The sequence below is a fragment of the Gilvibacter sp. genome (assembly GCF_013214815.1).
In the GTDB taxonomy this organism is placed as follows: Bacteria; Bacteroidota; Bacteroidia; order Flavobacteriales; family Flavobacteriaceae; genus Gilvibacter.
In genome coordinates, this window is record NZ_JABSPU010000006.1 from 15,839 (window position 1) to 39,943 (window position 24,105).

General features: G+C 44.1%; 23 protein-coding genes. 7 read left to right on the forward strand and 16 right to left on the reverse strand.

Going from position 1 to position 24,105, the window contains the following annotated elements:
* Positions 1-8 precede the first annotated feature (8 nt).
* Positions 9-716, reverse strand: coding sequence for a dipeptidase PepE (pepE, locus tag HRT75_RS02295; protein WP_291182392.1), 708 nt, complete (start codon positions 714-716; stop codon positions 9-11).
* A gap of 73 nt (positions 717-789) precedes the next feature.
* Between pepE and HRT75_RS02300 the strand changes: the two genes are divergently transcribed.
* The 5 genes from HRT75_RS02300 to HRT75_RS02320 all read left to right on the forward strand — a co-directional run bounded on the left by HRT75_RS02300 (position 790) and on the right by HRT75_RS02320 (position 5,747).
* Positions 790-1,608 carry a carboxypeptidase-like regulatory domain-containing protein gene (locus tag HRT75_RS02300; protein ID WP_291182393.1) on the forward strand — a complete coding sequence of 273 codons (819 nt, stop codon included), beginning with the start codon at positions 790-792 and terminating at the stop codon, positions 1,606-1,608.
* Positions 1,589-2,365 (forward strand): carboxypeptidase-like regulatory domain-containing protein, encoded by a 777-nt coding sequence (locus HRT75_RS02305; protein WP_291182394.1) that lies wholly within the window; start codon positions 1,589-1,591, stop codon positions 2,363-2,365. The genes HRT75_RS02300 and HRT75_RS02305 overlap by 20 nt, the downstream gene beginning before the upstream one ends.
* Before the next feature lie 78 nt (positions 2,366-2,443).
* Entirely contained in the window at positions 2,444-2,950 is a 507-nt protein-coding gene (locus HRT75_RS02310) for a DUF6702 family protein (protein ID WP_291182395.1), read from the forward strand.
* A gap of 91 nt (positions 2,951-3,041) precedes the next feature.
* Positions 3,042-5,342, forward strand: coding sequence for a M1 family metallopeptidase (locus tag HRT75_RS02315; protein WP_291182396.1), 2,301 nt, complete (start codon positions 3,042-3,044; stop codon positions 5,340-5,342).
* A gap of 72 nt (positions 5,343-5,414) precedes the next feature.
* Positions 5,415-5,747: a twin-arginine translocase TatA/TatE family subunit gene (locus tag HRT75_RS02320; protein WP_291182397.1), complete on the forward strand. Its 333-nt coding sequence runs from the start codon at positions 5,415-5,417 to the stop codon at positions 5,745-5,747.
* 9 nt (positions 5,748-5,756) lie between these two features.
* On the opposite strand, the gene HRT75_RS02325 is transcribed toward HRT75_RS02320, so the two are convergent.
* The 8 genes from HRT75_RS02325 to kynU all read right to left on the reverse strand — a co-directional run bounded on the left by HRT75_RS02325 (position 5,757) and on the right by kynU (position 13,153).
* Complete coding sequence (locus HRT75_RS02325) at positions 5,757-6,398, reverse strand: O-methyltransferase (RefSeq protein ID WP_291182398.1); 642 nt, start codon at positions 6,396-6,398, stop codon at positions 5,757-5,759.
* 64 nt (positions 6,399-6,462) lie between these two features.
* Positions 6,463-6,687, reverse strand: a complete 225-nt coding sequence (locus HRT75_RS02330; protein ID WP_291182399.1) for a hypothetical protein — start codon at positions 6,685-6,687, stop codon at positions 6,463-6,465.
* 48 nt (positions 6,688-6,735) lie between these two features.
* Entirely contained in the window at positions 6,736-7,821 is a 1,086-nt protein-coding gene (locus tag HRT75_RS02335) for an amidohydrolase family protein (protein ID WP_291182400.1), read from the reverse strand.
* A 9-nt stretch (positions 7,822-7,830) separates the two neighbouring features.
* A complete protein-coding gene (locus tag HRT75_RS02340; protein ID WP_291182401.1) occupies positions 7,831-8,613 on the reverse strand; it encodes an SDR family oxidoreductase in 783 nt (260 codons plus the stop codon).
* Positions 8,610-10,061 carry an aldehyde dehydrogenase gene (locus HRT75_RS02345; protein WP_291182402.1) on the reverse strand — a complete coding sequence of 484 codons (1,452 nt, stop codon included), beginning with the start codon at positions 10,059-10,061 and terminating at the stop codon, positions 8,610-8,612. Before HRT75_RS02345 ends, HRT75_RS02340 begins: the two co-directional genes overlap by 4 nt.
* A gap of 2 nt (positions 10,062-10,063) precedes the next feature.
* Positions 10,064-10,480, reverse strand: a complete 417-nt coding sequence (locus tag HRT75_RS02350; protein WP_291182403.1) for a RidA family protein — start codon at positions 10,478-10,480, stop codon at positions 10,064-10,066.
* Positions 10,481-10,490: 10 nt separating this feature from the next.
* Complete coding sequence (locus tag HRT75_RS02355) at positions 10,491-11,882, reverse strand: NAD(P)/FAD-dependent oxidoreductase (protein WP_291182404.1); 1,392 nt, start codon at positions 11,880-11,882, stop codon at positions 10,491-10,493.
* Positions 11,882-13,153, reverse strand: a complete 1,272-nt coding sequence (kynU, locus tag HRT75_RS02360) for a kynureninase (RefSeq protein WP_291182405.1) — start codon at positions 13,151-13,153, stop codon at positions 11,882-11,884. Before kynU ends, HRT75_RS02355 begins: the two co-directional genes overlap by 1 nt.
* A 139-nt stretch (positions 13,154-13,292) precedes the next feature.
* Here kynU and HRT75_RS02365 point away from each other — a divergent pair, with 139 nt between their 5' ends.
* Positions 13,293-15,470, forward strand: coding sequence for a T9SS type A sorting domain-containing protein (locus HRT75_RS02365; protein WP_291182406.1), 2,178 nt, complete (start codon positions 13,293-13,295; stop codon positions 15,468-15,470).
* Position 15,471: 1 nt separating this feature from the next.
* Here the strand turns inward: HRT75_RS02365 and HRT75_RS02370 are convergent, their stop codons facing one another.
* The 4 genes from HRT75_RS02370 to HRT75_RS02385 all read right to left on the reverse strand — a co-directional run bounded on the left by HRT75_RS02370 (position 15,472) and on the right by HRT75_RS02385 (position 18,849).
* Complete coding sequence (locus tag HRT75_RS02370; RefSeq protein ID WP_291182407.1) at positions 15,472-16,146, reverse strand: hypothetical protein; 675 nt, start codon at positions 16,144-16,146, stop codon at positions 15,472-15,474.
* Between the two features lie 23 nt (positions 16,147-16,169).
* Entirely contained in the window at positions 16,170-16,850 is a 681-nt protein-coding gene (gene msrA / locus HRT75_RS02375; RefSeq protein ID WP_291182408.1) for a peptide-methionine (S)-S-oxide reductase MsrA, read from the reverse strand.
* 122 nt (positions 16,851-16,972) lie between these two features.
* The gene (locus HRT75_RS02380) at positions 16,973-17,752 is read right to left on the reverse strand and encodes a C4-type zinc ribbon domain-containing protein (RefSeq protein WP_272832738.1); all 780 of its coding nucleotides are present in this window, start codon (positions 17,750-17,752) and stop codon (positions 16,973-16,975) included.
* A 2-nt stretch (positions 17,753-17,754) separates the two neighbouring features.
* Positions 17,755-18,849 carry a Nif3-like dinuclear metal center hexameric protein gene (locus HRT75_RS02385; protein WP_291182409.1) on the reverse strand — a complete coding sequence of 365 codons (1,095 nt, stop codon included), beginning with the start codon at positions 18,847-18,849 and terminating at the stop codon, positions 17,755-17,757.
* 44 nt (positions 18,850-18,893) lie between these two features.
* Here HRT75_RS02385 and lpxK point away from each other — a divergent pair, with 44 nt between their 5' ends.
* A complete protein-coding gene (lpxK, locus tag HRT75_RS02390) occupies positions 18,894-19,910 on the forward strand; it encodes a tetraacyldisaccharide 4'-kinase (RefSeq protein ID WP_291182410.1) in 1,017 nt (338 codons plus the stop codon).
* Here lpxK and HRT75_RS02395 read toward each other — a convergent pair.
* From HRT75_RS02395 to lipA, 3 genes are all read right to left on the reverse strand, one after another.
* Complete coding sequence (locus HRT75_RS02395) at positions 19,907-22,075, reverse strand: response regulator (protein ID WP_291182411.1); 2,169 nt, start codon at positions 22,073-22,075, stop codon at positions 19,907-19,909. The two genes, lpxK and HRT75_RS02395, sit on opposite strands and share 4 nt — an antisense overlap.
* 109 nt (positions 22,076-22,184) lie before the next feature.
* Positions 22,185-23,180 (reverse strand): type I glyceraldehyde-3-phosphate dehydrogenase, encoded by a 996-nt coding sequence (gene gap, locus HRT75_RS02400; RefSeq protein ID WP_291182412.1) that lies wholly within the window; start codon positions 23,178-23,180, stop codon positions 22,185-22,187.
* A 9-nt stretch (positions 23,181-23,189) separates the two neighbouring features.
* Positions 23,190-24,062: a lipoyl synthase gene (gene lipA / locus HRT75_RS02405; RefSeq protein ID WP_291182413.1), complete on the reverse strand. Its 873-nt coding sequence runs from the start codon at positions 24,060-24,062 to the stop codon at positions 23,190-23,192.
* Positions 24,063-24,105 lie beyond the last annotated feature (43 nt).

Genomic DNA, 24,105 nt, shown 5'->3' on the forward strand with positions numbered 1-24,105 from the left:
CATAAATGTCAAAAGTAGGAGGTAATTTGCGTGTTTGTTTCGAGTTCAAGAGGATCTTGTCCTTGTCGGAACAAACGCGCAGTATGAGCACCTCGGAGTAGGATCTCTTTACCACGAACCTCCAACCAACTTCCTTCTCGGAGTCCAATGACAGGAATGTTGACTTGGCTGTGAAATTCGTTGATGCGCGTTTGCCGAGTTTCTCCCATATGGGTGCTTCCTGCTACCGGATCCAAATAGTGCGGGTTGATATTGCACGGAATCATTCCCAATGTTTTGAAGGAGGGCGGATAGGCAATCGGCATGTCGTTGGTGGTCTGCATATTTACTCCGCAGATATTACTACCGGCACTGGTTCCTAAATAAGGAGTTCCAGTAAATAATTGTTCACGAAGTGCCGCCATCAGTCCGAGATCATGTAAGGCTTTGACCAAAACAAAAGTATTGCCACCCCCAGTAAATATTCCCTGTGCCCCCGCGATCGCTGCTTTAGGGTCGCTAAAACTGTGAATTCCTCGTACAGCAATATCCATGGATTTAAAGAACTGCTGAGCATGTGCTGTGTATGCGTCATGAGAGATGCCTCCGGGTCTTGCGTAGGGAATGAAGAGCAATTCTTCTACCTCAGAGAAAAAGGATTCCAGTGTGGGTTTTAAGTATTCCAAATAGCTTTGGCCGTGGACTGTGGAAGTACTTGCCAAGATTAGATTTTGCAAAATTATAATGGATTTAACATAATGTAACGACTAATTTAAGGGATAAATTAGAGTTTGTGTCGTAATTTAGAATATGCGAAACTTCTACCTCTTATTCTTGTTTGTTTTTAGTGCCTTTACGGTATCAGCCCAAGAGATCACTCGGGTGATTGTCAAAGGAGAATTATCTGCTCCCATAGGTGAAGATCTGGAAGGAATCAGCATTTATAACCGCTCCGCCCAAGAAGGAACCATTACCGCCAAGGACGGAACCTTTACTTTGAAAATGGCTGCCAATGACCGCATTCTCGTGACTGCTTTGCAGTTTCAATCTTTTACAGTGATCATTGATAAAGGCGTAATTGAAAACAAGAGCATTAAGATCTATTTGAATCCCAATGTGAATCAATTGGAAGAGGTTATTGTTCGTCCTTATGATTTAACGGGAAATGTTGAGGTGGATATAGGCCGCGTAAAGGTGTACGCTTTTGATACCGCATTGTCTTTTGACTATCAATCCATGGAGTTTGAATACGACTTTAAGGATGATTCCCAAAGTCGCATTCGCAATGTAGTTTCTGAGGAAGTCTCTAATTTGAATGTGATGCAATATGGCTTTACGCCCTTGGGTATTTTGCAATTCATTGGAAAGGACAGAAAGAAACGCAAGCAACAAGAGCAACTCAACAATTTGCAGTCCGATGAGCAGGTAGCCACCGTTTTGCGACAGCGCTACAACGTCTACTTTTTTGAAGAATCTTATGACATTCCGCAACTGCGTTATGATGACTTTATTTACTTTGTGCAAGAGCAGGGCATCCCGGAGGGGTATTTAAAACCCGAAAATGAGATCCGTTTGCTCGGCTTTATCAAGCAGCAAAGCACCTTATATCTTGAACGCATTAAAGACTAATTATCTATTCCTTCTTCTTGTCCTCACGGCCATTGTTGGTCGTGCGCAACATATTGAACTGGAGGGAAAACTGCTCAACAACTCAGACATTGAGGGCGTTCACGTTTTAAACAAATCCAAAAGGATTAACACCATAACTGATCAGGATGGTCGTTTTGAAATTCGCGTTTCTTTAGCCGATACGCTCTATTTTTCCTCTGTGCGTTATCAACTCAAAGAGCTTGTTGTCGATGCCCAAATGATGCAGTCTGGATATGCAGCTGTGGTTTTAGATGATCGGGTGACAGAATTGGATGAGGTCTTTATCAAACCCGCACTAAGTGGCAACCTGCAGCAAGACGCTCAGGATATTGAGGTGGAGACTCCAATTAACTTTAATGATGTTGGGATTCCGGGCTTTATTGGAGAGCCAGAAGAGAAGATCGTTCCGATCATCACAGGAATTGGAACCATCACCACCGTTGATTTAGAAGTGTTGTATAAGCACATGAGTGGCTATTATAAAAAGCTTCGGATAAAGCGCAAGTGGGAGCATCAGAATCAAGTGGTCTCCCAGATTTTGGCCTTGTATTCTGCGGAATTTTTCAAGGAGTCCTACGGGTTGCCGCAAGAACGGATCTATGACTTTTTGCTCTTTTGTATTGAGACCACCAGCGTGCAGCGAGACTTTGAAGTAGAGCAATACGGATTGGTGTTAAATCACTTTGAAGAACGTTCTGGGATCTATCTGGAGCGCCTGGAGGAATCAGAAGATTAGTATAAAAGTTGTAACGAAGGATGTTATATTTGCGTCCAATGATGAAGATTTTGGCCTAGTTGTTGCCAAATTAAAGCTATGAAAAGAATCGTATTGTTATTAACCGTTTTGTGTGCCCCGCTGTTTTTGGCGAATTCTTCGGCACATAAATTCTACGTGAGTATTACTAAGATCGAATATGTGCAAGATCAGCAGAGTTTGCAGATCATTACCAAGATCTTTATCGATGATTTTGAAGATGTTTTGCAAGAACGATACGATCCAGATCTGATCTTAGACAGCACTAACGACGATAAAACCGTAGACCTTTACATAGAAAAATACCTCTTGAAGAAACTGGAAATCAAGGCCAATGGAGCTAAAGTAACTCCTCGATATCTCGGAAGAGAGTACGATATCGAAACGCTGGTCTGTTATCTAGAAGTCACTGGTATCAAGGAGCTTAAGTCCTTGGAAGTGACTAATGATTTTCTGTTCGAGTTATTTCCTGAACAGCAAAATATTGTTCATGTAAAAAAGGATGACAAACGACGAAGCATGATTCTGCTAAAGGACGAGTCGACAGACATGTTAAAGTTTAATTAAACCCCTGTAAAATCAAGCCTTAAAGAGCTATTTTTAAGGCCCTTAAAAGGCAACTAATAATCACAATAATCTCAAACAAAACCCAGAACTGATGAAAATCTCAAAGTTGATCGCTTTTCTTTCATTTGCATTGATCGCCGGTACGGCCTTTGCACAAGAAGAAGAAGCAGAGGTTCGCGAAGGCGGACACATCAATAACAACAAATTCCGACAGATGTATCAGGAGTTCTCTACGCCGAACATGTTCCGTTCAGCTAGTGGTGCTCCAGGTCCTCAGTACTATCAGCAACAAGCTGATTACGTAATGGACATTGAATTGGACGACAAAAACGCCAAACTCTACGGATTTGAAACCATTACCTACACGAACAATTCTCCAGACCCGCTAGATTACCTTTGGGTGCAATTGGATCAAAACGTTCGTGCTAAAGACTCTAAGTCTCCACTTATTGAAGGAGACGGTGTGCCACCGGCAGAACAGCCAGGAGGATTCGCATCTAAGTTTATGGACGGAGGTTTTGACGGAGGATTCAATATTGAGGCGGTAAAAGACGCTAAAGGCGGAAACCTTCCTTATACGATCCACCAAACCATGATGCGTGTTGAAATGCCAAAGACCCTTAAAACAGGGGAGAAGTTTACCTTCAGTATCAAATGGTGGTATAACGTAAACAACCACGTTACCAATCGTGCTCGTAGTGGATACGAAGAATTTGAAGACGGTAACAGAGCTTATGTAATTGCACAGTTCTATCCGCGTATGGCGGTTTACAACGATGTGGAAGGTTGGCAAAACTCTCAATTCTGGGGACGTGATGAATTCGCACTTCCTTTCGGAAACTTTGAGGTAAACCTAACTGTACCTGCAGATCACATCACGGATGCGACTGGAGTATTGACCAACCGTAAAGACGTTTTCACTAAAGACATGATGAAGCGTTATGAGTTGGCTAAAAAGACATATGACAAGCCTGTGATCATTGTTTCTCAAGAAGAAGCTGAGGCTAAAGAGAACAATTTTGCAACGGCTAAAAAGACTTGGAAGTTCAAGGCTGAGATGGTTCGTGACTTTGGATTCGCTACTTCTCGTCGTTTTATCTGGGATATGATGGCCGTAAAGATCGGGAACAAAGACGTTATGGCTGTTTCTCTTTATCCAAAAGAAGGTAACCCACTTTGGGAGGAATACTCAACTAAAGCTGTTGCCAGTACCTTGAAGAGTTACTCAAGAATGACCTTTGACTATCCGTATCACAAGGCGATCTCCGTGCACGCCCGTAACCAAGGGATGGAGTACCCAATGATCTGCTGGAACTACGGACGTCCAAATCCAGATGGAACCTACAGCGAGCGTACCAAGTACGGAATGATCTCTGTGATCATCCACGAGGTAGGACACAACTACTTCCCAATGATCGTGAACAGTGATGAGCGTCAGTGGACATGGATGGATGAAGGATTGAATACTTTCATGCAGTACGTTGCTGAGCAAGATTTTGGAGAGTGGTATCCAGACGCCATCGCACCAAATCAGAGCTATCCATCACGTCGTGGACCAGCTAAGAATATTGTAGATTATATGAGCAGTGATCAGGATTATATTGCGCCTATCATGACTAAAGGTTTAAACACCTATCAGTTTGGTGCCAATGCTTACGGAAAGCCTGCAACTGCATTGAACATACTTCGTGAGACTGTAATGGGCCGCGAATTGTTTGACTACGCATTTAAGACTTACGCCAACCGTTGGATGTTTAAGCACCCAACTCCTGAGGACTTCTTCCGCACTATGGAAGATGCATCTGCCTTTGACTTGGATTGGTTCTGGCGTTCTTGGTTCTATACTACAGATTATGTAGACATGGGTGTTGGTGAAGTGAAGAAATTCTATGTTTCCAGCAAAGTTAATGCTGAGGTGCGCGAGATCATGGAAGCTCGTGGTCTTACTGAAAGTGATTTGCCACCATTGGTATACTACGTAGCTGAAGATAGTGAAGACTTTGAAGAAGGTATGGCCGATATGTCTCTAGAAGACATTCCATCTATCAAAGAGTATATGATGGACAATATGACTCCTGAGGAGCGTGCAGCGGTTACCAAACCTAAGTTCTTCTACGAAGTTACCTTTGAGAAGCCAGGAGGTATTCCAATGCCAATCATTGTAGAGTATACTTATGCAGACGGATCTACCAAGCGTGAGACTTATCCAGCAGAGATCTGGAGAAAGAACGATGCTCAAGTAGGCAAGGTAATTGCTTCAGAGCAAGAGATCACAAAGATCGTAGTTGATCCGGATGAAGAAACAGCAGATATCGATACTACGAACAACGCATGGCCGCAGCGCAAAAAGCTCGGACAGTTTGACCAGTTCAAGGACGGTATTAAAGACTAAATAATAGAAAAAGCCCCGAAGATTTCGGGGCTTTTTTTTACCCTCCCGCGCAATCTTAATTATATTTGCAACATGCAATCATTTTTGATATTCGGTTTTATCAGTACGCCAGAGGTTATGTTTATCCTCTTTATTGTGTTATTGGTTTTTGGAGCCGATAAAATCCCGACCATAGCTCGTGGTTTGGGCAAAGGAATGCGTCAGATCAAAGATGCTACTAACGAGATCAAAAGTGAGATTACCAAGAGTGCAGAACAGCAAGGTATTGATACCAGCATCGTAAAGGATGTGCAAGACAGCCTGCATGAAACTAAAAAGAGTATTGAGCAGGTAAGTGGAACTATTGGGCGTGATCCTCTGTCCAGTTCCAGGTCTACAGACTTGCCGAACAAGCCTAGTTTGTAATTTCCCTATTTATTTAACGCGTGTTAAGGTAAGTCCATCGCGAATGGGCAACAGTACCGTTTCCAATTGCGGATGCGTGGCTAAGGTTTTGTTGTACTGTAAAAGCGCTTTGGTGTCCTCGTCATAGGGATCTAATTCTTCCACTACCTTTCCGCTCCACAATACATTATCGCTTAGAATGATTCCTCCGGAATTCATTTGCGGCAAGATCATTTCTAGGTACTTCGGATAATTCCTTTTGTCTGCATCCATAAAGACCAGATCGTATTTAATGTTTAGGCTGGGCAAGATGGTATCTGCTCTTCCTAAATGCTGATGGATACGAGTTCCCGCTCCTGAAAGGTCAAAATATTTGCGTTGCAGATCGTACAACTCTTCATTTTGATCAATGGTGTGTATTTCTCCTTCGGGATGCAATCCTTCCAGCAGACATAAGGCAGAATAGCCGGTATAGGTTCCCAATTCCAATATGACCTTAGGCCGAATGATCTTTGACAATAAACTCAAAATGCGTCCTTGATAATGCCCGCTGAGCATTCTGGGATTCAAAACCTTTTGCCAGGTCTCTCGGTTGAGTTGTTGTAACAATTCGGGTTCCTGCTGTGAATGGTCTACAGCGTATTGGTCAATATTTTCAGGTAAGAAATGCATAATAAAAAAAGAGCTCCACAATTTGATTCAAATTGTGGAGTCCAATATATCGGTTTATAAGCTACTATTCAGATTCTTCATTAGCTTGAGGGAGTTCTTCCGGTTCTTCTTCGGCATTACCCATAAAGAAAAAGACCGCACCTACTACGATCAATCCAATTTTAATTCCCCAGGCTACGCCTTCACCCCAATTGTAAATCCACATCAGGATGGTTGGAACTCGATCAAAAAAGTTTAAAACAATGGAAAAAAGACCAAAAAAGGCCATGTACATTCCAAGTTTTCTCATAAGTCAATTGTTTAGTTAATCAACTACAATATAAAAAATGTTTGCTTATCAGCTCCCGAGTATGCGTTTTTTGAGTGCATCTTTGGCTGCTTGATCATCTCCATGGAGCCACTGCAATACGTTGTCCTCCCACATGGCGTCGCATTGAGCATCAGTGAGGATGTCGCGCTGGCGAGCCAGATCCAAGATCTTTCCTGGATAAGAGGATTGCGGAGCGCTCTCCATTTCTCCAAGCGGATACGGATCATCCAAGCCTACCAATACTTGATTGGAGCCTTGGTTTTCAATAAGCAACTTGAGCGAGCCGGTATCGTGTACTAGCGTATCGAAGAAAATGTTTTTGTGACCCACAGATTTTCTAGGATGTACCTTGCCTTCAAAGAGATCAGGACGGCCATCGAAGCCTTGTATACGGCGTCCGAGGTTGATCTGCGCCAATTGTCCACCGTGTGCAAAACAAACGCGCATATTTGGGTATTTGTCTGCATAACCGTTTAGGGTCAAAAAATGATAGGCATCCGCACATTGGGCCAGCATCCAAATCAAGTGGAAGCGCCAGGCTGTGTTTTCTAGTAAAATGAATTTTTCACCATCGTAAGGATGGATCTCAACCGCTAAGTTGTATTTACTGGCAAGCTCAAAAATAGGTTCGTTCTCTTCATCAAAGATGCAACGCCAAGTACCAATAGTATCCATATAGTGAGTAGGCAGACACAAAAGTTGTAAGCCCAATTCTTCCACACAACGCTCTATTTCCCAAAGAGCACCGCGTACAAAACCGGGATGCACCACAAAGCCACAGGTGAATTTAGATGGATTGTCATGTTGAATGCGCGCGTTGAAATCGTTTTGGAATCGCAAAGCCTGTTTCATTTCTTCCAGGCGTAAACCGTTTCCGTAAAGCTGAGAAAGATTCAAGACAACGGCATGGTCGATCTTATAACGTTCCATCCAAGCCAGTTTTTCATCCAAAAAGAAACTAGAATCTGTCACAGGACGACTCCAGTTCTTTTGCAGCATATACTTTCTGTCCTTGTCTACCCAAAAGATACCTTTCTCGCGCATAAAATCCGGAATCTCCTCCGGATAGGGCAGTAGATGCGAGTGTCCGTTGATGCGTAATTTTCTCTCCACCCTTCTAAGTTACAAACTTTTAGTTCTCCCGCCGTCTACAGGCAAATTAATACCGTTAATATAACTTGCAGCAGGACTCGCTAAAAAGGCCACTGCGTTGGCAATCTCTTCTGGTTGAGCAAAACGTCTAACAGGCACGAGCTGACGCATAAAGGCAGCAGCTTCTTCTTCTGTCTTTTGGAATTTGTTTGCTGCGTTCTTAACAATATCTGCCAAGCGATCCGTTGCAGTAAACCCAGGCAGTACATTATTTACCGTAACGCCAGACGGGCCGAGCTCATTAGCCAGGGTTTTGGCCCAATTAGCCACCGCTCCACGAATGGTATTGCTCACTCCAAGGCCGTCAATAGGTTGTTTTACAGAAGTAGAGATCACGTTTATGATTCGGCCGTAACCATCTTTTTGCATGCCGGGAACAAGGGCTTGGCTAAGCAGTTGATTGCACACCAAATGTTGAGAAAAAGCTTGGGTGAATTCTGCAGTCCCAGCGCTGTAGATGGGGCCGCCTTTTGGGCCGCCCGTATTGTTGATCAAGATGTGGTAGTTGCGATCGTCCGGCAACTCATTTAAAGCTGATTTAAATTGCTCCGGATCACTAAAATCGGCCACCAAAAAATCGTGTCCTTCTTCTTGGTTCTCCAAAGTTTGTAAAACGGCAGTCAATTTATCGGCATTACGTGCAACTAAGGTCACGCGCGCACCAAGCGCAGCAAGGGCTCTTGCAGAGGCAGCACCGATTCCGGCAGAGGCTCCGCAAACCAGAGCATTCTTATCACTGAGGTCTATATTCATGTATTGGTTTTGTATTGTATGCAAATGTTTTTGGGTTCCGTAAAGAAACGTAAAGCTTCAAAGCCTCCTTCGCGTCCAACCCCACTGGCTTTAACTCCGCCAAAAGGTGTGCGCAAATCTCGGTTGAGCCAAGTGTTGACCCAAACAATTCCGGCTTCCAATGCCTTGGAAACTCTAATGCTTCTGTCAATATTAGAAGTCCATACTGTTGATGATAATCCATAAGGAACATCATTGGCCAGGGCAATCGCTTCCTCTTCTGTTTTAAAGGGCATAATAGTGACCACAGGGCCAAAAATTTCTTCTTGCTGCAAGCGGCATTGGGTGGTAGCAACCTCAATGACCGTTGGATCCACATAATAGCCTTCTGGGGCCTCGTCTAATTTTATTTGATGCCCTCCTGTGAGTAGTTTTCCTTCTGACGCTGCCAAGGCTGTATAACTGAGGATCTTCTCCATATGCGATTTAGAGACTACCGCACCCAAATCAATTCCAGAAGTTAAAGAAGGTCCAACCTTTAGTTTTTCTACGGCAGGGATAAAGGCTGCCTTAAAGCGTTCGTAGATCTCTTCTTGAACAAAAATACGGCTGCCGCACAAGCAGATCTGCCCTTGATTCGCAAAGGAGGACTTTAAAGTCACTTGCAGCATTTTGTCAAAGTCACAATCGGCAAAAATTAGGTTTGGATTTTTTCCTCCTAGTTCCAAAGAAAGCTTTTTAAACAAAGGTGCCGCAGTTCTGGCAATTGCCGCACCGGTAGTTGTTCCTCCAGTAAAAGAGATCGCTTTGATTTTAGGATGTTCTACTATGGCTTGCCCGGCCTCAGGACCTTTGCCATGAACAATGTTTAATACTCCTGGCGGTAAGCCAGCTTCATTACAGTATTTACCCAGCATCGCTGCAGTAACTGGAGTAATCTCACTGGGTTTAGCAACTACAGTATTTCCTGCGGCAAGGGCAGGGGCGATCTTCCAGCTGAACAAATAGAGTGGCAGGTTCCAAGGAGAAATGCAACCAACAACACCAATGGGTTGTCTCAAGGTAAAATTGATGGAATCAGAGGCCAGGTTTTCGTGTGCTTCTGAGGCGAATTGGGTGATGGCATTACCAAAGAACCTAAAATTAGAGGAGGCTCGTGGAATATCTACCTTGGTGGCCAAAGCTAATGGTTTCCCGTTGTCTAATGCTTCTGCATGAGCAAGAGTGTCTAAATCCGCAGCAATGAGATCTGCCAACTTTAAAAGTATACGACTGCGTGCTTCAATGGGTGTTTGAGACCAAGACTCGAAAGCCGCCTTTGCAGCCTCAAAGGCTTTTGCTACGTCTTTCCCATTAGATGCTGGAATTTGCCCAGAGACAGCTCCAGTACTCGGGGTGTAATTGTCCATCCATTGCCCGTCAATGGGGTCCACATATTCACCGTTTATGAAGTTCTGCAGCCTGTCCATGATTAAAGTGGTTTATAGGCCATGGCCTTAATCTCAATGACCAAATGAGGATGTGGCAATTGATGCACGGCAACTGTGGTCCGAGCAGGGCCATTTTCTGAGCTAAAATATTCTCCATACACCTCATTATATCCAGCAAAGTCATTCATGTTAACTAGAAAACTGGTAACGTCAACTACATCGGCCATGGTGGCTCCCTCAGTGGCGAGATAGTCTTTGATATTCTCCAAGACCGCGCGAGTTTGTTCGCGAACATCCAGACGCATGGTCCCCATTTCATCAACTTGATGCACTCCGGCAAAAGTATTGTCGGGCAGGCGTGAACTGGTTCCGCTTATAAAAATATAATCCCCAGCACGCTTGACATGCGGGTAAGCTCCTCTCGGGCTCGCTTTTCCAGATACTAATCTACTTTTCATTGTGGTGTTGTTATAAGAGTTCGTCCTCGTGAAGGACTTCTTTGGTGTGATTCTTTACAATTTGTAGTTTCTCTTCTAAAGAAAGATCTTCTGGCAACAGGCCGTCATCCAACAAATTGAGAATGGCCTTGTCTTGGGCTCTTCCGCGACGCATAGCCTCTGCATAAGAGATATGCTCGCTAAAGGTCACCAAGGAATATTTAGAAGAGTACTGCTCCGGGAAGTTGAATTCCAAAGCAGTTTCTACCTTGCGTTTGGCCTGAAACAGCGGATTAGCAGTGTGTTCTTTCATTTCGTGGAAGTTGTCTACCGCGAGGTCTGCTATGGCGTCGGTATCGGTTTTTCGAGTCAGGCTGAACTGCCTAAAGGCTGCATTCCAATCGTCTCCAACTTGATCCAAAACACGATCAAATTCAACTACGTCTTCAAAACTTGCATTCATGCCTTGCCCATAAAATGGTACAATGGCATGAGCTGCATCGCCCATAATCAATACTTTTCCGTAGGCATTCCAAGGAGAACATTTAATCGTGCCCAAAGGAGCTGTTGGATTTTCAAAAAATTCTTTAGCCAATTCTGGCATTAGGGCCAAAGTATCAGGGAATTCATTGCTGAAGTATTCCATGACTTTCTCTTCTGTGGTCAAATTGTCAAAACAATAATCGCTGTCGCTATAAGGTAAAAACAGGGTCACGGTAAAACTACCGTCCAAATTTGGAAGGGCTATAAGCATGTCCTCTCCGCGAGGCCAAATGTGCAAAGCGCCTTTCTCGGTGCGGTAACCGCCAGTTTCTGTAGCTGGAATGGTCAATTCTTTATAGCCATGGGTAAGCCATTGCTGACTAAAACTGAACAGGAATTGTTTGTGGTTGAACATGGCTTTGCGAACCACGCTTCCGGCACCATCCGTACCAATAAGGACATCGCCTTGGTAACGTTTGGTCTTACCTGTAGTGTAATCTTGAAATTCAGCTGCTGCATTTTCCAGATCAACACTGACGCACTTTTGATTGAAGATAATCTCAACACCTTCATGCGCCTCAGCAGCATCGAGCAGCAAGGCGTTAAGGCCTGGCCGTGAGATGGAATTGATGTATTCTCCATCACGACCGCTATAAGGGCTCAAAAAGGTATTCCCTTTGGGATCGTGGATCATGCGGCCTAACATAGGAATGCACAGTTCGGTGACTTCTTTTTCCAGCCCGACGAGTTTCATCCCTTTCATGCCGCGATTTGAAAAAGCCAGGTTGATAGATCTACCTGCATCTTGGGTGACTTTGCGCAAATCTGGTCTGCGCTCCATTAAGGTAACTCGATGTCCGCGTTGCGCCATTCTAAGGGCTAGTAAGCTTCCGCAAAGGCCGGCGCCGACAATGAGAATATGTGATTTATGATCTGCCATTAATACAAAGTGTCTAATGCGTTTTTCAATCGATTTATAAATTCGTAGACGTCTTCAAAGCGCGTATAAAGTGCAGCTGGTGCTACACGAATAACATCCGGTTCTCTCCAGTCACTGATCACGCCTTGGTTTGTTAGTGCATCGTGTAAACGACGGTCCGCATTCTTTACTTGAATGCTCAGTTGACTGCCGCGCATTTCCGGATCACTCGGAGTGATGATCCCGATATTTGGATTGCCCATGTCGTTTAAAAGGAACTCCAGATATCCCGTAAGCTTTACGCTCTTAGCTCGGATATTATCAAATCCGGCATCCGTGAAGACCTGCAAGGAGGCGCGTATAGCTGCCATGCTCAAAATAGGAGGATTGCTCAATTGCCATCCTTCAGCTCCAGCCAAGACGTCAAATTCTTGTCGCATATTAAAGCGAGAAGCCTTGTTGTGTCCCCACCAACCTGCAAAGCGCTTAAGCTCTGGATTGTGTCTATGTCGCTCGTGCACAAAGCATCCGCCTAAACTTCCCGGTCCGCTGTTTAAATATTTATAGCTGCACCAAACGGCAAAATCGGCTCCACTATCATGCAAGTTAGGCTGAATATTTCCAGCGCCATGAGCCAGATCAAAACCAACCATACAACCGTGCTGGTGACCCAGCTGAGCTATTTCTTTCAGGGGAAAGGCCTGTCCGCTATAGTAATTAGTACTGCCAATCATGATCAAGGCAACTTCGTCCTTATTGGCTTCCAAAAGCGCTTGGAGGTCCTCCATGCGACAGATGGCTTCACCCGCTGGTGGATGCCATAGTAAAAGGCCCTCTTTAGGGTCAATACTGTGCATGTCTAATTGACTTTCTACCGCGTACTTATCAGAAGGGAAGGCGTCACTTTCAATGATGATCTTGTAGCGTTTGTCTGTGGGTCTGTAAAAGGAGACCATCATCAAATGCAAGTTCACCGTGAGGGTGTTCATGATTACCACCTCTTCTGATTTTGCCCCAACAATAGCGGCCATTTGATCGGTCAGAAATTCGTGATAGGGTAACCAAGGTTTGCGCGCTTCTGTATGTCCTTCAACACCTAGGGTTGCCCAATCTTCCAACTCTTGCTTGAGATAGCTTTCTGTGGTTTTGGGTTGTAATCCAAGAGAATTACCGCAGAGATAAATGAATGGATTTCCCGCTTTATCAGCAGGAATATGGAATTGGGATCTGAAGGAAGCAATGGGATCATTTTGGTCGCATGCTCTAGCGTAATCCAGGGTGTTTTTGTGCATATCGGTTGGGTAAGTGGCGCTCCTAACAAAAGTAAGCAATTCTCTTTGTTTTTTTTTGTGCTGCTAAAAGCTAATTATCAGGGTTCTAGATTCCGAAAATTTCGTAATTCTTTCTTACATTTGGCGAAAACCCTCCCGCGTGAAAAAATTATTACTCGTTTGTTTGTTATTCTGTGCCGCAATTTGGAATACTAATGGACAAAGTATCGCTCGTGAATGGAATGAGGAAGTACTCAATGCCATTCGCAATGACTTTGCCAGACCTACAGTGCACGCTAGAAATCTTTGGCATACCTCTGCTGCCATGTATGATGTATGGGCAGTTTTCAATCCAGAGGCCGACACCTATTTTTTAGGGAAGTCTTTAGGTGATTTTTCAATCCCTTTTGATGGATTCACCACCGATCTTCCTACAGAAGAGGCTCTTGAAGAGGCTTTGAGTTTTGCTGTTTTTAGAATTATGCTCAACCGCTTTTCTTCTTCGCCGGGACAAGACAATATCTTCACGCGCATCTTTGCTTTGATGGAGGAGCGCGGGTATGATCCTGCTAACGGCAGTACTGAGTATCAATCCGGAGACCCTGCGGCCTTGGGGAATTACCTAGCTCAACAGATCATTGAGTTCGGACTTCAGGACGGTTCAAATGAAGCCGAAGACTACGCCAACAGGTTCTATCAGCCGGTGAATTCGCCTTTAGATACAGACGGTTCAGGTAACCCTGATATGGAGTTTCCTAACCGTTGGCAGCCATTATTCATAGAAGGATTTATTGATCAGAGTGGAAACGAGATCCCAGAGTCTACTCCGGAGTTTTTAAGTCCCGAATGGGGGCAGGTCTATCCGTTTGCTCTTAAAGAAGAGGACAGAACCATTTACAATCGTGATGGTTTTGATTATTGGGTATTCCACGACCCAGGAAACCCATCATTTATACAAGAAGGACTTGGATTAGAGGATCCGTATAAATGGGGATTTACTATGGTGAGTGTTTGGCAATCTCATCTAGACCCAACGGATGAAGTAATGATTGACATTTCTCCGGCGAGTATTGGGAATCAAAATAGCTTTCCAGAGACCTTTGAAGAGTACAAATCTTTCTACAATTATTTTGACGGAGGTGATCCCAGTGCAGGAAGAGATATTAATCCGATAACCGGTGCTCCTTATGAGCCGCAAATGGTTCCAAGAGGAGATTACGCCCGTGTACTCGCAGAGTTTTGGGCGGACGGGCCAGATAGCGAAACGCCACCTGGACATTGGTTCACTATTTTAAATTACGTTAACGATAACCCACTTTTGGAAAAACGATTCAAAGGAGAAGGGGAGATCCTCTCTGATCTGGAGTGGGATGTTAAATCTTATTTCCTTTTGGGAGGAGCTATGCATGATTGTGCAATATCCGCTTGGGGAGTCAAGGGATGGTATGACTATACACGACCCATGAGCGCCATTCGTTATATGGCAGATAAAGGGCAAAGCTCAGATCCTGGATTGTCCAATTATCATCCAGACGGTATACCGCTTATCGAGGGTTATGTGGAGATCGTTGAGGCAGGAGATCCGTTGCAAGGAGCTTCTGGGCAGCATTTAGGAAAAGTAAAGCTCTATACCTGGCGCGGTCACGAATACATCATTGATCCAGAATTTGACACCGCTGGAGTTGGTTGGATCTTGGCAGAAGAGTGGTACCCTTATCAACGTATTAGTTTTATTACGCCGCCTTTTGCAGGTTATGTTTCTGGGCATTCTACGTATTCAAGAGCGGCTGCAGAGATCTTAACAGCTATGACCGGTAGTGAGTACTTTCCAGGAGGGATGGGAGTTTTTGATATTCCGGCTAATGCTTTCTTGGAGTTTGAAATTGGTCCAACTGTAGATATGCAGTTGCAATGGGCAACCTATCGTGATGCATCAGATCAAACGAGTCTTTCAAGAATTTGGGGTGGAATCCATCCACCAGTCGATGATATTCCTGGACGTAGAATTGGAATCGCAGTAGCTGAAGATGCCTTTGCCTTAGGTGAGATTTATTTTGGTGGTACGGCTAATGATCCCGATGCTACTTTTGTTGAGGGTGCCTTTATTTATCCAAATCCAGTTAATGAGGTGTTGACTGTGCAAGCCTTAACTGCAGAAGCCAATACGGTTGAAGTCTATGATATGCAGGGCCGACGCGTGCTGCAAGTACCGACTAGTTTTGATGATAACAACAGAACTCCGCTAAATGTAGCGGAGCTCAGTGATGGTGTTTATTTTGTCGTTTTAGTGCGCGGAGAAGACGAGACCCTTATGGTCAAGCGTCTGATCAAGCAGTAAATTAATTGACCTTTATGCCCGTAAAGTTGATGTTTACGGTCTGTGCGCTATCCTTGTGCGTTTTAGCAAATTTAAACGCTCCGTATGTGTCGTAATCTTCCCAAGTGGTTGCCATGCTCGCTTGGTCAGCATTTGACTTTCTAAAGACCCATTCTTTGATCTTATAGTCTTCACTGTAGTAGAAGTCATAGGCATCTCCTGGTGTATAACCTCCTTCGTTTTTATACGTAATGGTGAGCATGTCTAAAGTGTCTCCAGAAATTGGAGCTACTTGTGCCGCCTTCTCGCTTAATTCGGAATTATCAGCATCCCAAAGCAATTGAAAAGGCGTTAAAAGCCAATATTTATCATTGATAAAACCTGCGTCCACCTGAGCATTGGTACTGTCTACCTCTTGATGATTATAGCTGATGGTATCCTGAGCGGACATCATAGTGACCATTCCTGTTTTAGGTTCCCAGACCCAACTGCGGTCAAAATGGTTCTCTCCGCGATCTACATTAAAAGTAAAGGCGATCTTCTCTACGGAGTCCCATTGCTCGTATCCGTGGGCGTTAGCAATCTTCTCTGCGGTAGATAATTCTACCTCAGGAGTTTCACTTACTTGTTCTTGAGGTTGCTCTTTGCAACTGATTAAAAGCAGGCCTAGGCCAAGGCTAAGAATGATGGTTTTCATGGATGGTTGTTGGTTGGTTATTGCTAGTGGCTGTCTTCTTTGATCAGCTCTGGAAATTTCTTTTGAAACCTTTTCAGTCGTGGAATAGAGACGTTTTGGATGTATCGGTTATACGGATTGAGTCTCTCGTAATCTTGATGATAATCCTCACCTCTCCAAAACTTTTGAAATGGCAATACTTGAGCGGCTACCTTTTGCTCTCCCAATTGCTCATTCAGCTCGGCAATTTTGGCGTCGATGATTGCCTTTTGTTCGTCATTTTGGTAAAAGATGATGGAACGGTATTGGCTCCCGCGGTCTGGACCTTGTCCGTTCACCTGGGTAATGTTCTGAGATCCGAAGTACACATCCACCAAAGTCTCAAAACTCACCACATTCGGGTCGTAAAAAACTTCCACAGCTTCTGCATGGCCAGTAAGACCAGTATTGCTGCTTTGATAAGTTGGGTTTTCTGTATGACCTCCGGAGTAACCGTTGATCACTTCAGAAACACCTTTTACGCTTTCATAGATCGCTTCTACACACCAAAAACATCCCGAGGCAAAATAGGCCTTGTGAATCCCGTCTTGCGGCGTAGTTTGTACAGGTGTTTGACTTGCTTGGGCAAGTGCTTCGTCTTCTTTGTTCTTTTCGTTAGTGGATTGACAAGCTACATTTAAACTGCTTAAAAGTAGCGCCAACATAATGAGGGTTGTTCGTTGCATGGTCTTTCGGTTTAATAGGCAGTCGGAATTGCGTTAAGCTCCTTAAATTTTTTTATCAAAATTACGAAAAAAAGCCTCCAGAGGAATCTGAAGGCTTTGTTAAACTTTATATTATCAGTGGTTTAGAGCTTGGCGAAGAATTTCTCCATTTTCTCTTTTTCCTCTTCCGCCAATTGCGGGTCTACAAGGATTCGTCCACTGTGCTCGTCAGTAATGATCTTTTTGCGAGATGCGATCTCCATTTGCACCTGAGGTGGAATGGTGAAGAAAGAACCTCCAGAAGCACCACGCTCAATCGGCACAACTGCCAAACCATTCTTGGCGTTAGAGCGAATACGCTTGTAAGCGTTAACTAAACGCTCTTCAATTTTCTGCTCGAAAGACTCAGATTCTTTGATAAGGGCCTTTTCTTCTTTCTCAGTTTCAGCAAGGATCTCATCCAATTCGTTGCGCTTGTGCTTAAGGTGTTCCTCACGCTCGGCCAAACGAGTTTTGGTTTCTTCGATCACTTCTTTTTTCTGCTCGATCTGCGCTTTGAATTCTTTGATGTGCTTTTCAGCCAATTGGATCTCCAATTCTTGGAACTCGATCTCCTTGCTCAAAGAGTTGTATTCACGATTGTTACGAACATTGTTCTGTTGCTCGCTATATTTTTTGATGAGTGACTTAGACTCTTCAATAAGATTCTTTTTGTCTTTGATGGAATCATCAGTAAGGGCCAGATCGGCATTGAGTTTTTCAAGGCGGGTGTTCATTCCAGCAACCTCATCTTCTAGATCCTCAACTTCTAAAGGAAGTTCTCCGCGTACATTTCTGATCTCATCCACACGGCTGTCGATCAATTGCAGGTCGTAAAGGGCTCTCAGTTTGTCTTCAACAGTAGCTTCTGTCTTCTTGGCCATAATTACAGGTAAAAAATTGGATTGGTATTAATCTCCGATAAAAGAACTGCAAAATTAGTAATTTTTTTGGTAAGATATTGTACAATTAAATTTTTTGTGTACTGTTCGCTTTCATAGTGGCCAATATCTACTAAAAGCAAGCGCTGCTCTGCGCTAAAGAAATCGTGGTATTTAAAGTCAGCACTTACGTAAGCATCAACGCCAGCACCTTTGGCAGCACCAATAGCAAAGGCGCCACTACCGCCCAAAACCGCGATCTTTTGAATGGATTTACCAAGCAGCTTACTGTGTCTAATTCCGCCGCAATGCATCCGCTCTTTGAGCAGGGCTAAAAATTCAGCTTCAGACAGAGGAGTTTCAAAACTACCAATCATTCCCATCCCGAGTTGTTTGTCTGTGTTGCTGATGGGAATCAGATCATAGGCCACCTCTTCATAGGAGTGCGTACTTAATAAGGCCTTGATCACCGCGGATTCACAATGAAAAGGTACCAAGACTTCTATGCGCGTTTCCGCTTCATAATGGCGCTCTCCTTGCTTGCCTAGAGAAGGGTCGGCGGCTTCTCCGGGTTTACAGCTGCCTTCTCCGTTTGAGGTGAATGCGCATTCGCTGTAGTCACCAATAGCTCCGGCTCCTGCTGCAAATAGTGAATCTAATAGATTTTTGGATTCTGCTTGAGGCGCGTAGGTGACTAATTTTTTTAGCGTATTCGCCTTAGGAACAAGTACAGAGGACTTTTTAGCTCCCAGTGTTTTTAGTATTTGATGATTTACCCCTTCCCAGTTATTGTCCAAAGCGGTGTGGATGGCATAGATGGCAATGTCGTGCTTAATGGCTTTGAGTACGGCGCGTTGCACATAATCAGATCCTGTGATCTTTTTGAGTCCTTTGAAAATGATCGGATGAAAGCTCACAACCATATTGCAATCTTTCTGTACAGCTTCGTCAACCACAGCTTCCAAGCAGTCTAAGCTTACTAAAACTCCTTTTAAATCTGCCTGTCGGGCTCCTACCAATAAGCCTGTATTGTCAAAGTCTTCTGCGTAGCTGCGTGGTGCCCAAGCTTCCAGCAGGTCTATAACCCCTTGTATTTGCATGCGGTGTATTTTATGGTAAAGATAAAAAAGTATACTTTCGTGCTATGGCTCAAATGCGGAAATTACTCACTCCTTTCTCCTTGATCTACCAAGGCGTAACCGCTGTGAGAAACCTTATGTATGACAAAGGCGTGTTCACTTCTGAGTCTTACGATATCCCGGTGATCTGTGTGGGTAATCTCACGGTGGGAGGAACCGGTAAGTCTCCAATGATCGAATATTTGATTCGTTTGCTTAAGGACGATTTTAAAGTAGCTGTTCTGAGTCGAGGATACAAACGCAGCACGGATGGCTTTTTATATGTGGAAACTTCGCATACTTCTTCTGAAGTGGGTGATGAGCCGCTTCAATTCAAATCGAAATACCCGGGAATCACCGTGGCGGTTTGCGCCGATAGACGAGAAGGTATTGCAAAACTCAAACCCAAAACTGAGGTTATTCTCTTGGACGATGCTTTTCAGCACAGAAAGGTAAAGGCGGGTTATACCATTCTATTGACCACCTTTGAACATCCTTTTTTAGACGATAGTTTATTGCCCGCTGGGGATTTGCGCGAATCTAAATCCGGAGCCAAACGAGCAGATGCCGTAATTATTACTAAGATTCCAGATAAGGTCGCTCATGCTAAAATACAGGAACTAGAATTTCGCCTTCGTGAGTATACCGGCAAGCCGGTCTATAAAACCAAGATCGCTTACGGAAGACTCATCAAGAACGACGCGGGTTCTGAACCTATAGATTATCTCAAGGACAAACCCTTTACGCTTGTGACGGGTATTGCCAACCCAGAACCCTTGGTGCATTTTCTGCGCGATGAAGGCTGTAATTTTGATTTGCAACGTTATCCGGATCATCACGAATTCACTCCGGCGCAGATCAAACTCATTGAAAAACGAGAGTTGGTCATTACTACAGAGAAGGATTATATGCGATTGCGTGACAAGATCAATAAAAAAGCCTTGTACTACTTACCTATAGAGACAGCTTTTCTAGATCGAGAAGGGTATTTTGAATCTGAAATCTTGGACTTTGTCCACACTTACTGGAACAAGATCGTTTAAACCGGTGCCTTGTTCATGAATAAGGTGCGGTGGATCTTCTCAAAGAATTCTTCTGTTTTGAATGGCTTTGGAATGATCTCGTTGAATCCGGCGCGATAGAACTCGTCTAGATTCTCATCAATGGTCACAGCCGTCAAGGCAATGATTGGAAGTTCTTTGTTGAATTCACGAACCTTTTGCGTGGCCTCAATACCACTAATTCCAGGCATGTGAATGTCCATTAAGACTATGTGGTAGTTGTTCTGCTGAATGAGCTCAATGGCAGTTTCTCCGTTATCGGCCACATCACACTTCATCTTGTTCTTCTCCAAGATCTTCTTGGTGATCATTTGGTTGATCTTGTTGTCTTCTACTACAAGCACAGAGAGGTTCTCTAAGGCAACGTAGTCAATATCGTAGATGATGTTGTGTGGATTCTTGTCCTCTTTAAATTGATCAGAGATCGCAAACTTAATATCAAAGGAGAATTTAGACCCTTTTCCAAGCTGGCTTTCCAATTGGATCTTAGAGTTCATCAATTGCAAGAGGTTCTTTACAATAGAAAGTCCTAAACCAGTACCGCCAAATTTTCGGTTGATCTGTAGCGAGCCTTGAGAGAAGGTCTCGAAAATACTTTTCTGCTTCTTTTTAGAGATTCCCACCCCGTTGTCTTCAACTTCAAAGTGTAGGTTGACATGAGCATCGGTTTCTCCAATTTTTTGCACACGCAGGGCGACCATTCCATTTTCTGTAAACTTAACGGAGTTACCGATCAGGTTGATCAAGATCTGTGAAATCTTCAGTGGGTCACCTAATAGTTTAGAAGGAATACTCTCATCAAACTCCAGAATAAGTTTGTTGTTTCTGTCGTCTGCGGATTTTTTCAAAGCTACCAACACATCATTAACGCGTTTCTTCAAATTGAAGGTAGTGCGTTCAATTTCCACCTTGTTGGCCTCGAGTTTATTGAGATCCAAAATATTGTTGATCAAGGAAAGCAGATAGTCTCCAGAGAATTTCAAGGAATTCAAGTGTTCCTTCTGATGTTCCATTGGATTTTCCTCCATCAACAAGTGAGTTAGCCCTGTTACGGCATAGAGCGGAGTTCTAAGTTCGTGTGTAATGGTAGAGAGGAACTGGGCTTTAGCCAAGGAAGCCTTTTCTGCTTTTTCTTTGGCGAGTTGCAGTTCGCTGTTCTTCTCTTGCAAAAGATCATTGGCTTTTGCTCTCAGGTTGTTGTTTTTGTAAAGCGATAAGGTCAATAAGGACAAGATGGTGATCAGCGCAATACTCAAAGTAGAGGTGAAGTTGTTCATCTTGATGGAGCTGTCCTTTTTAGCCAGATTGGTCTCTAGCTCCGCAATGATCTCGTCATATTCAGCACTGTCCAATCTAAACGGATTGTCTTTAGCCAAGAGCTCATTGCTCAGATCGCTTTGGGCATCCTTTTTCTGATGATAGGTTTCCAGCAGGGCATAGGCAGATTCAAAATTACCCTTAACTACATGGAGCTTGCTACGGACCAAATAACTGTCTGGCATTATTTGGGCGTAATTGTTTTCTTTGCTGATGTTTACTGCACTCTCTAAGGCTGCTTCTGCTTGTGTTATAATCGCTGCTGATGGATTGTCGGATAGTTCCATCAACGCCTTGGCTTTATTGATTTGCGCTTGGGCAATATAATACCCTACCCCCAATTCTTGGAACGTGGTTAAGGCCGCTTCCAAATAATTTACTGCGCTGGTTGGGTTGTTTCGTTCTAATGCTAGGAGCCCTTTATTGAGCTGAATCCTCGCCATGGCGCTTTCATCTTCTTGACTTTCGTAGATCGCGAAAGCTTTGTCTAAGCTGGAGGAGGCCTGCGTGTAATCGCCATCCTTCATAAATATTTGTGCCTGAATCAGATAAGCTTCTGCAATTTCAGGCGATTCTTGCATGTTTTTGAGCAATTCGATAACTCTTGTCACACGTTCAGAGGCTTTGTCAAACTCGCGTACGCTGTAATAGAATTTGGCCAATTCATTGTCACATGACGCTTCAGTTTCTGGATCTTTCAAAGCCTCAGCCATGTCATGAGCCTTGTTGAGATCGGTCAAAACGGATCCAAGGTCTTGGCGTATAATCGCAGCCCTGGCGCGGTTTTGTAGCTGATTGATCTCGTTTATAGTGTCCTGCCGATTAGACAAAGGGAGTCCCTGCTCTTGAGCGGGGGAAGGGCATACACACAGGAGGAACAAAGCCGTTATATATCGAATTATTTGGCCGTTCATGGATAGAATTACGGTCTAAATATAGTTATTTCTTACAAATCGAGACGATTAAGTCGGCTAAACGTTGCGAATAGCCGCTTTCATTGTCGTACCAACCAATGATCTTTACCATGCGTCCAATTACAGAAGTCATCCCAGAATCGAAGACACAAGAATGCTTATTGCCAACAATATCGATGGAAACTATTGGGTCTTCCGTATAGTCCAAAATACCATTTAACTGTCCTTGCGCAGCCTTTTTAAAAGCCGAGTTGACCTGCTCTATGCTAACGGTCTCTTTGACATTAAAAGTAATATCGGTCATCGAACCGTTAGGAACTGGAACGCGAATTCCGCAGCCTCCAATAACATCGGCCAGATTAGGGAAGATCTTAGTGAGCGCTTTAGCGGCTCCCGTAGTTGTGGGTACAATGGATTGCCCAGCGGCTCTGGCTCGTCTTAAATCCCGATGCGGCTGATCATGCAAGCTTTGGTCTGTGGTATATGAATGGACTGTAGTGATATAGGCTTGCTCCACACCACAGAGTTGATCAATGACCTGTACCATGGGCGCTGCGTTGTTGGTCGTACAAGAAGCATTGGAAATGATCGTCTGCTCAGAATCTAAGAGTTGATCATTTACACCCAAAACAACCATCGGGATATCGTCATCGGATGGAGGTACACTTAAGATCACTTTTTTGGCTCCAGCCATTAAATGCGGGGCTAGTTGCTCACGCTGTTTGAATTTACCCGAAGCTTCAACCACAACATCAACATCAGGCCAATTGCAGCTTTCTGGGCTGGAATGATTGCTGAGCGGAATCGTCTTACCATTAACAAGGATCTCTGATAAGGTACTGTCAATTTCGGCGTCAAAGACTCCGTGAATGCTGTCGTACTTTAAAAGGTGGGCTAAGGTTTTGGCGTCAGCGAGATCATTGATAGCCACCACTTCTATATCAGGATGTTGGTGTACCGTCTTAAAAAAGGTCCGACCGATACGCCCAAATCCATTGATGGCAACCTTGATCTTCGCCATAGTCTAAGCTTAAGTAAGGTGTTTCTGAGCCTTGTATGAAGAACGCACTAACGCACCGCTTTCCACATGTCTAAAGCCCATCTCCAATCCGAGTTGTTCGTATTTTTTGAACTGCTCTGGAGTGATAAATTCTTTTACCGGTAAATGTTTTTTAGAAGGTTGTAGATATTGACCAATGGTCACAATATCCAATCCTACTCCGCGAAGATCCTCCATGGTTTGGATGACTTCGGCTTCAGTTTCTCCAAGCCCAAGCATGATCCCACTTTTGGTGCGGTTGATCCCTTCTTGCTTCAAATAGCTCAAAACCTCTAGGCTGCGTTCATATTTGGCTTGAATACGCACTTCACGTGTCAATCGCTTAACCGTTTCCATATTATGACTAACCACTTCTGGCTTTACGGCCACAATACGGTCGATATGGCGGGTGATTCCTTGGAAATCGGGAATTAAGGTCTCAAGGGTAGTATCTGGATTCATTCTGCGGATGGCCTTCACGGTCTCTGCCCAAATAATCGAACCCATATCCTTCAAATCATCGCGATCCACAGAGGTGATCACCGCGTGCTTGATGTTCATGAGTTTGATGGAGCGCGCTACCTTTTCGGGCTCGTCCCAGGCTACGGTTTCTGGTCTTCCGGTCTTTACTCCGCAGAATCCGCAGGAACGCGTACAAATATTCCCGAGGATCATAAAGGTTGCAGTTCCCTCTGTCCAGCATTCGCCCATATTGGGACAACTACCTGAGGTGCAAATGGTGTGTAAGTCATATTTGTCGACCAAGCCGCGCAGTTCGGTGTACTTCTTCCCTGTAGGAAGCTTTACCCGCAACCATTTGGGTTTGGCTGTCGCTTTTTTCGGTGTCGCTTCTTGAATTTCCATAACCAATTTTACATTACAAAGTTACGAAGAAAGCCGTAATTCT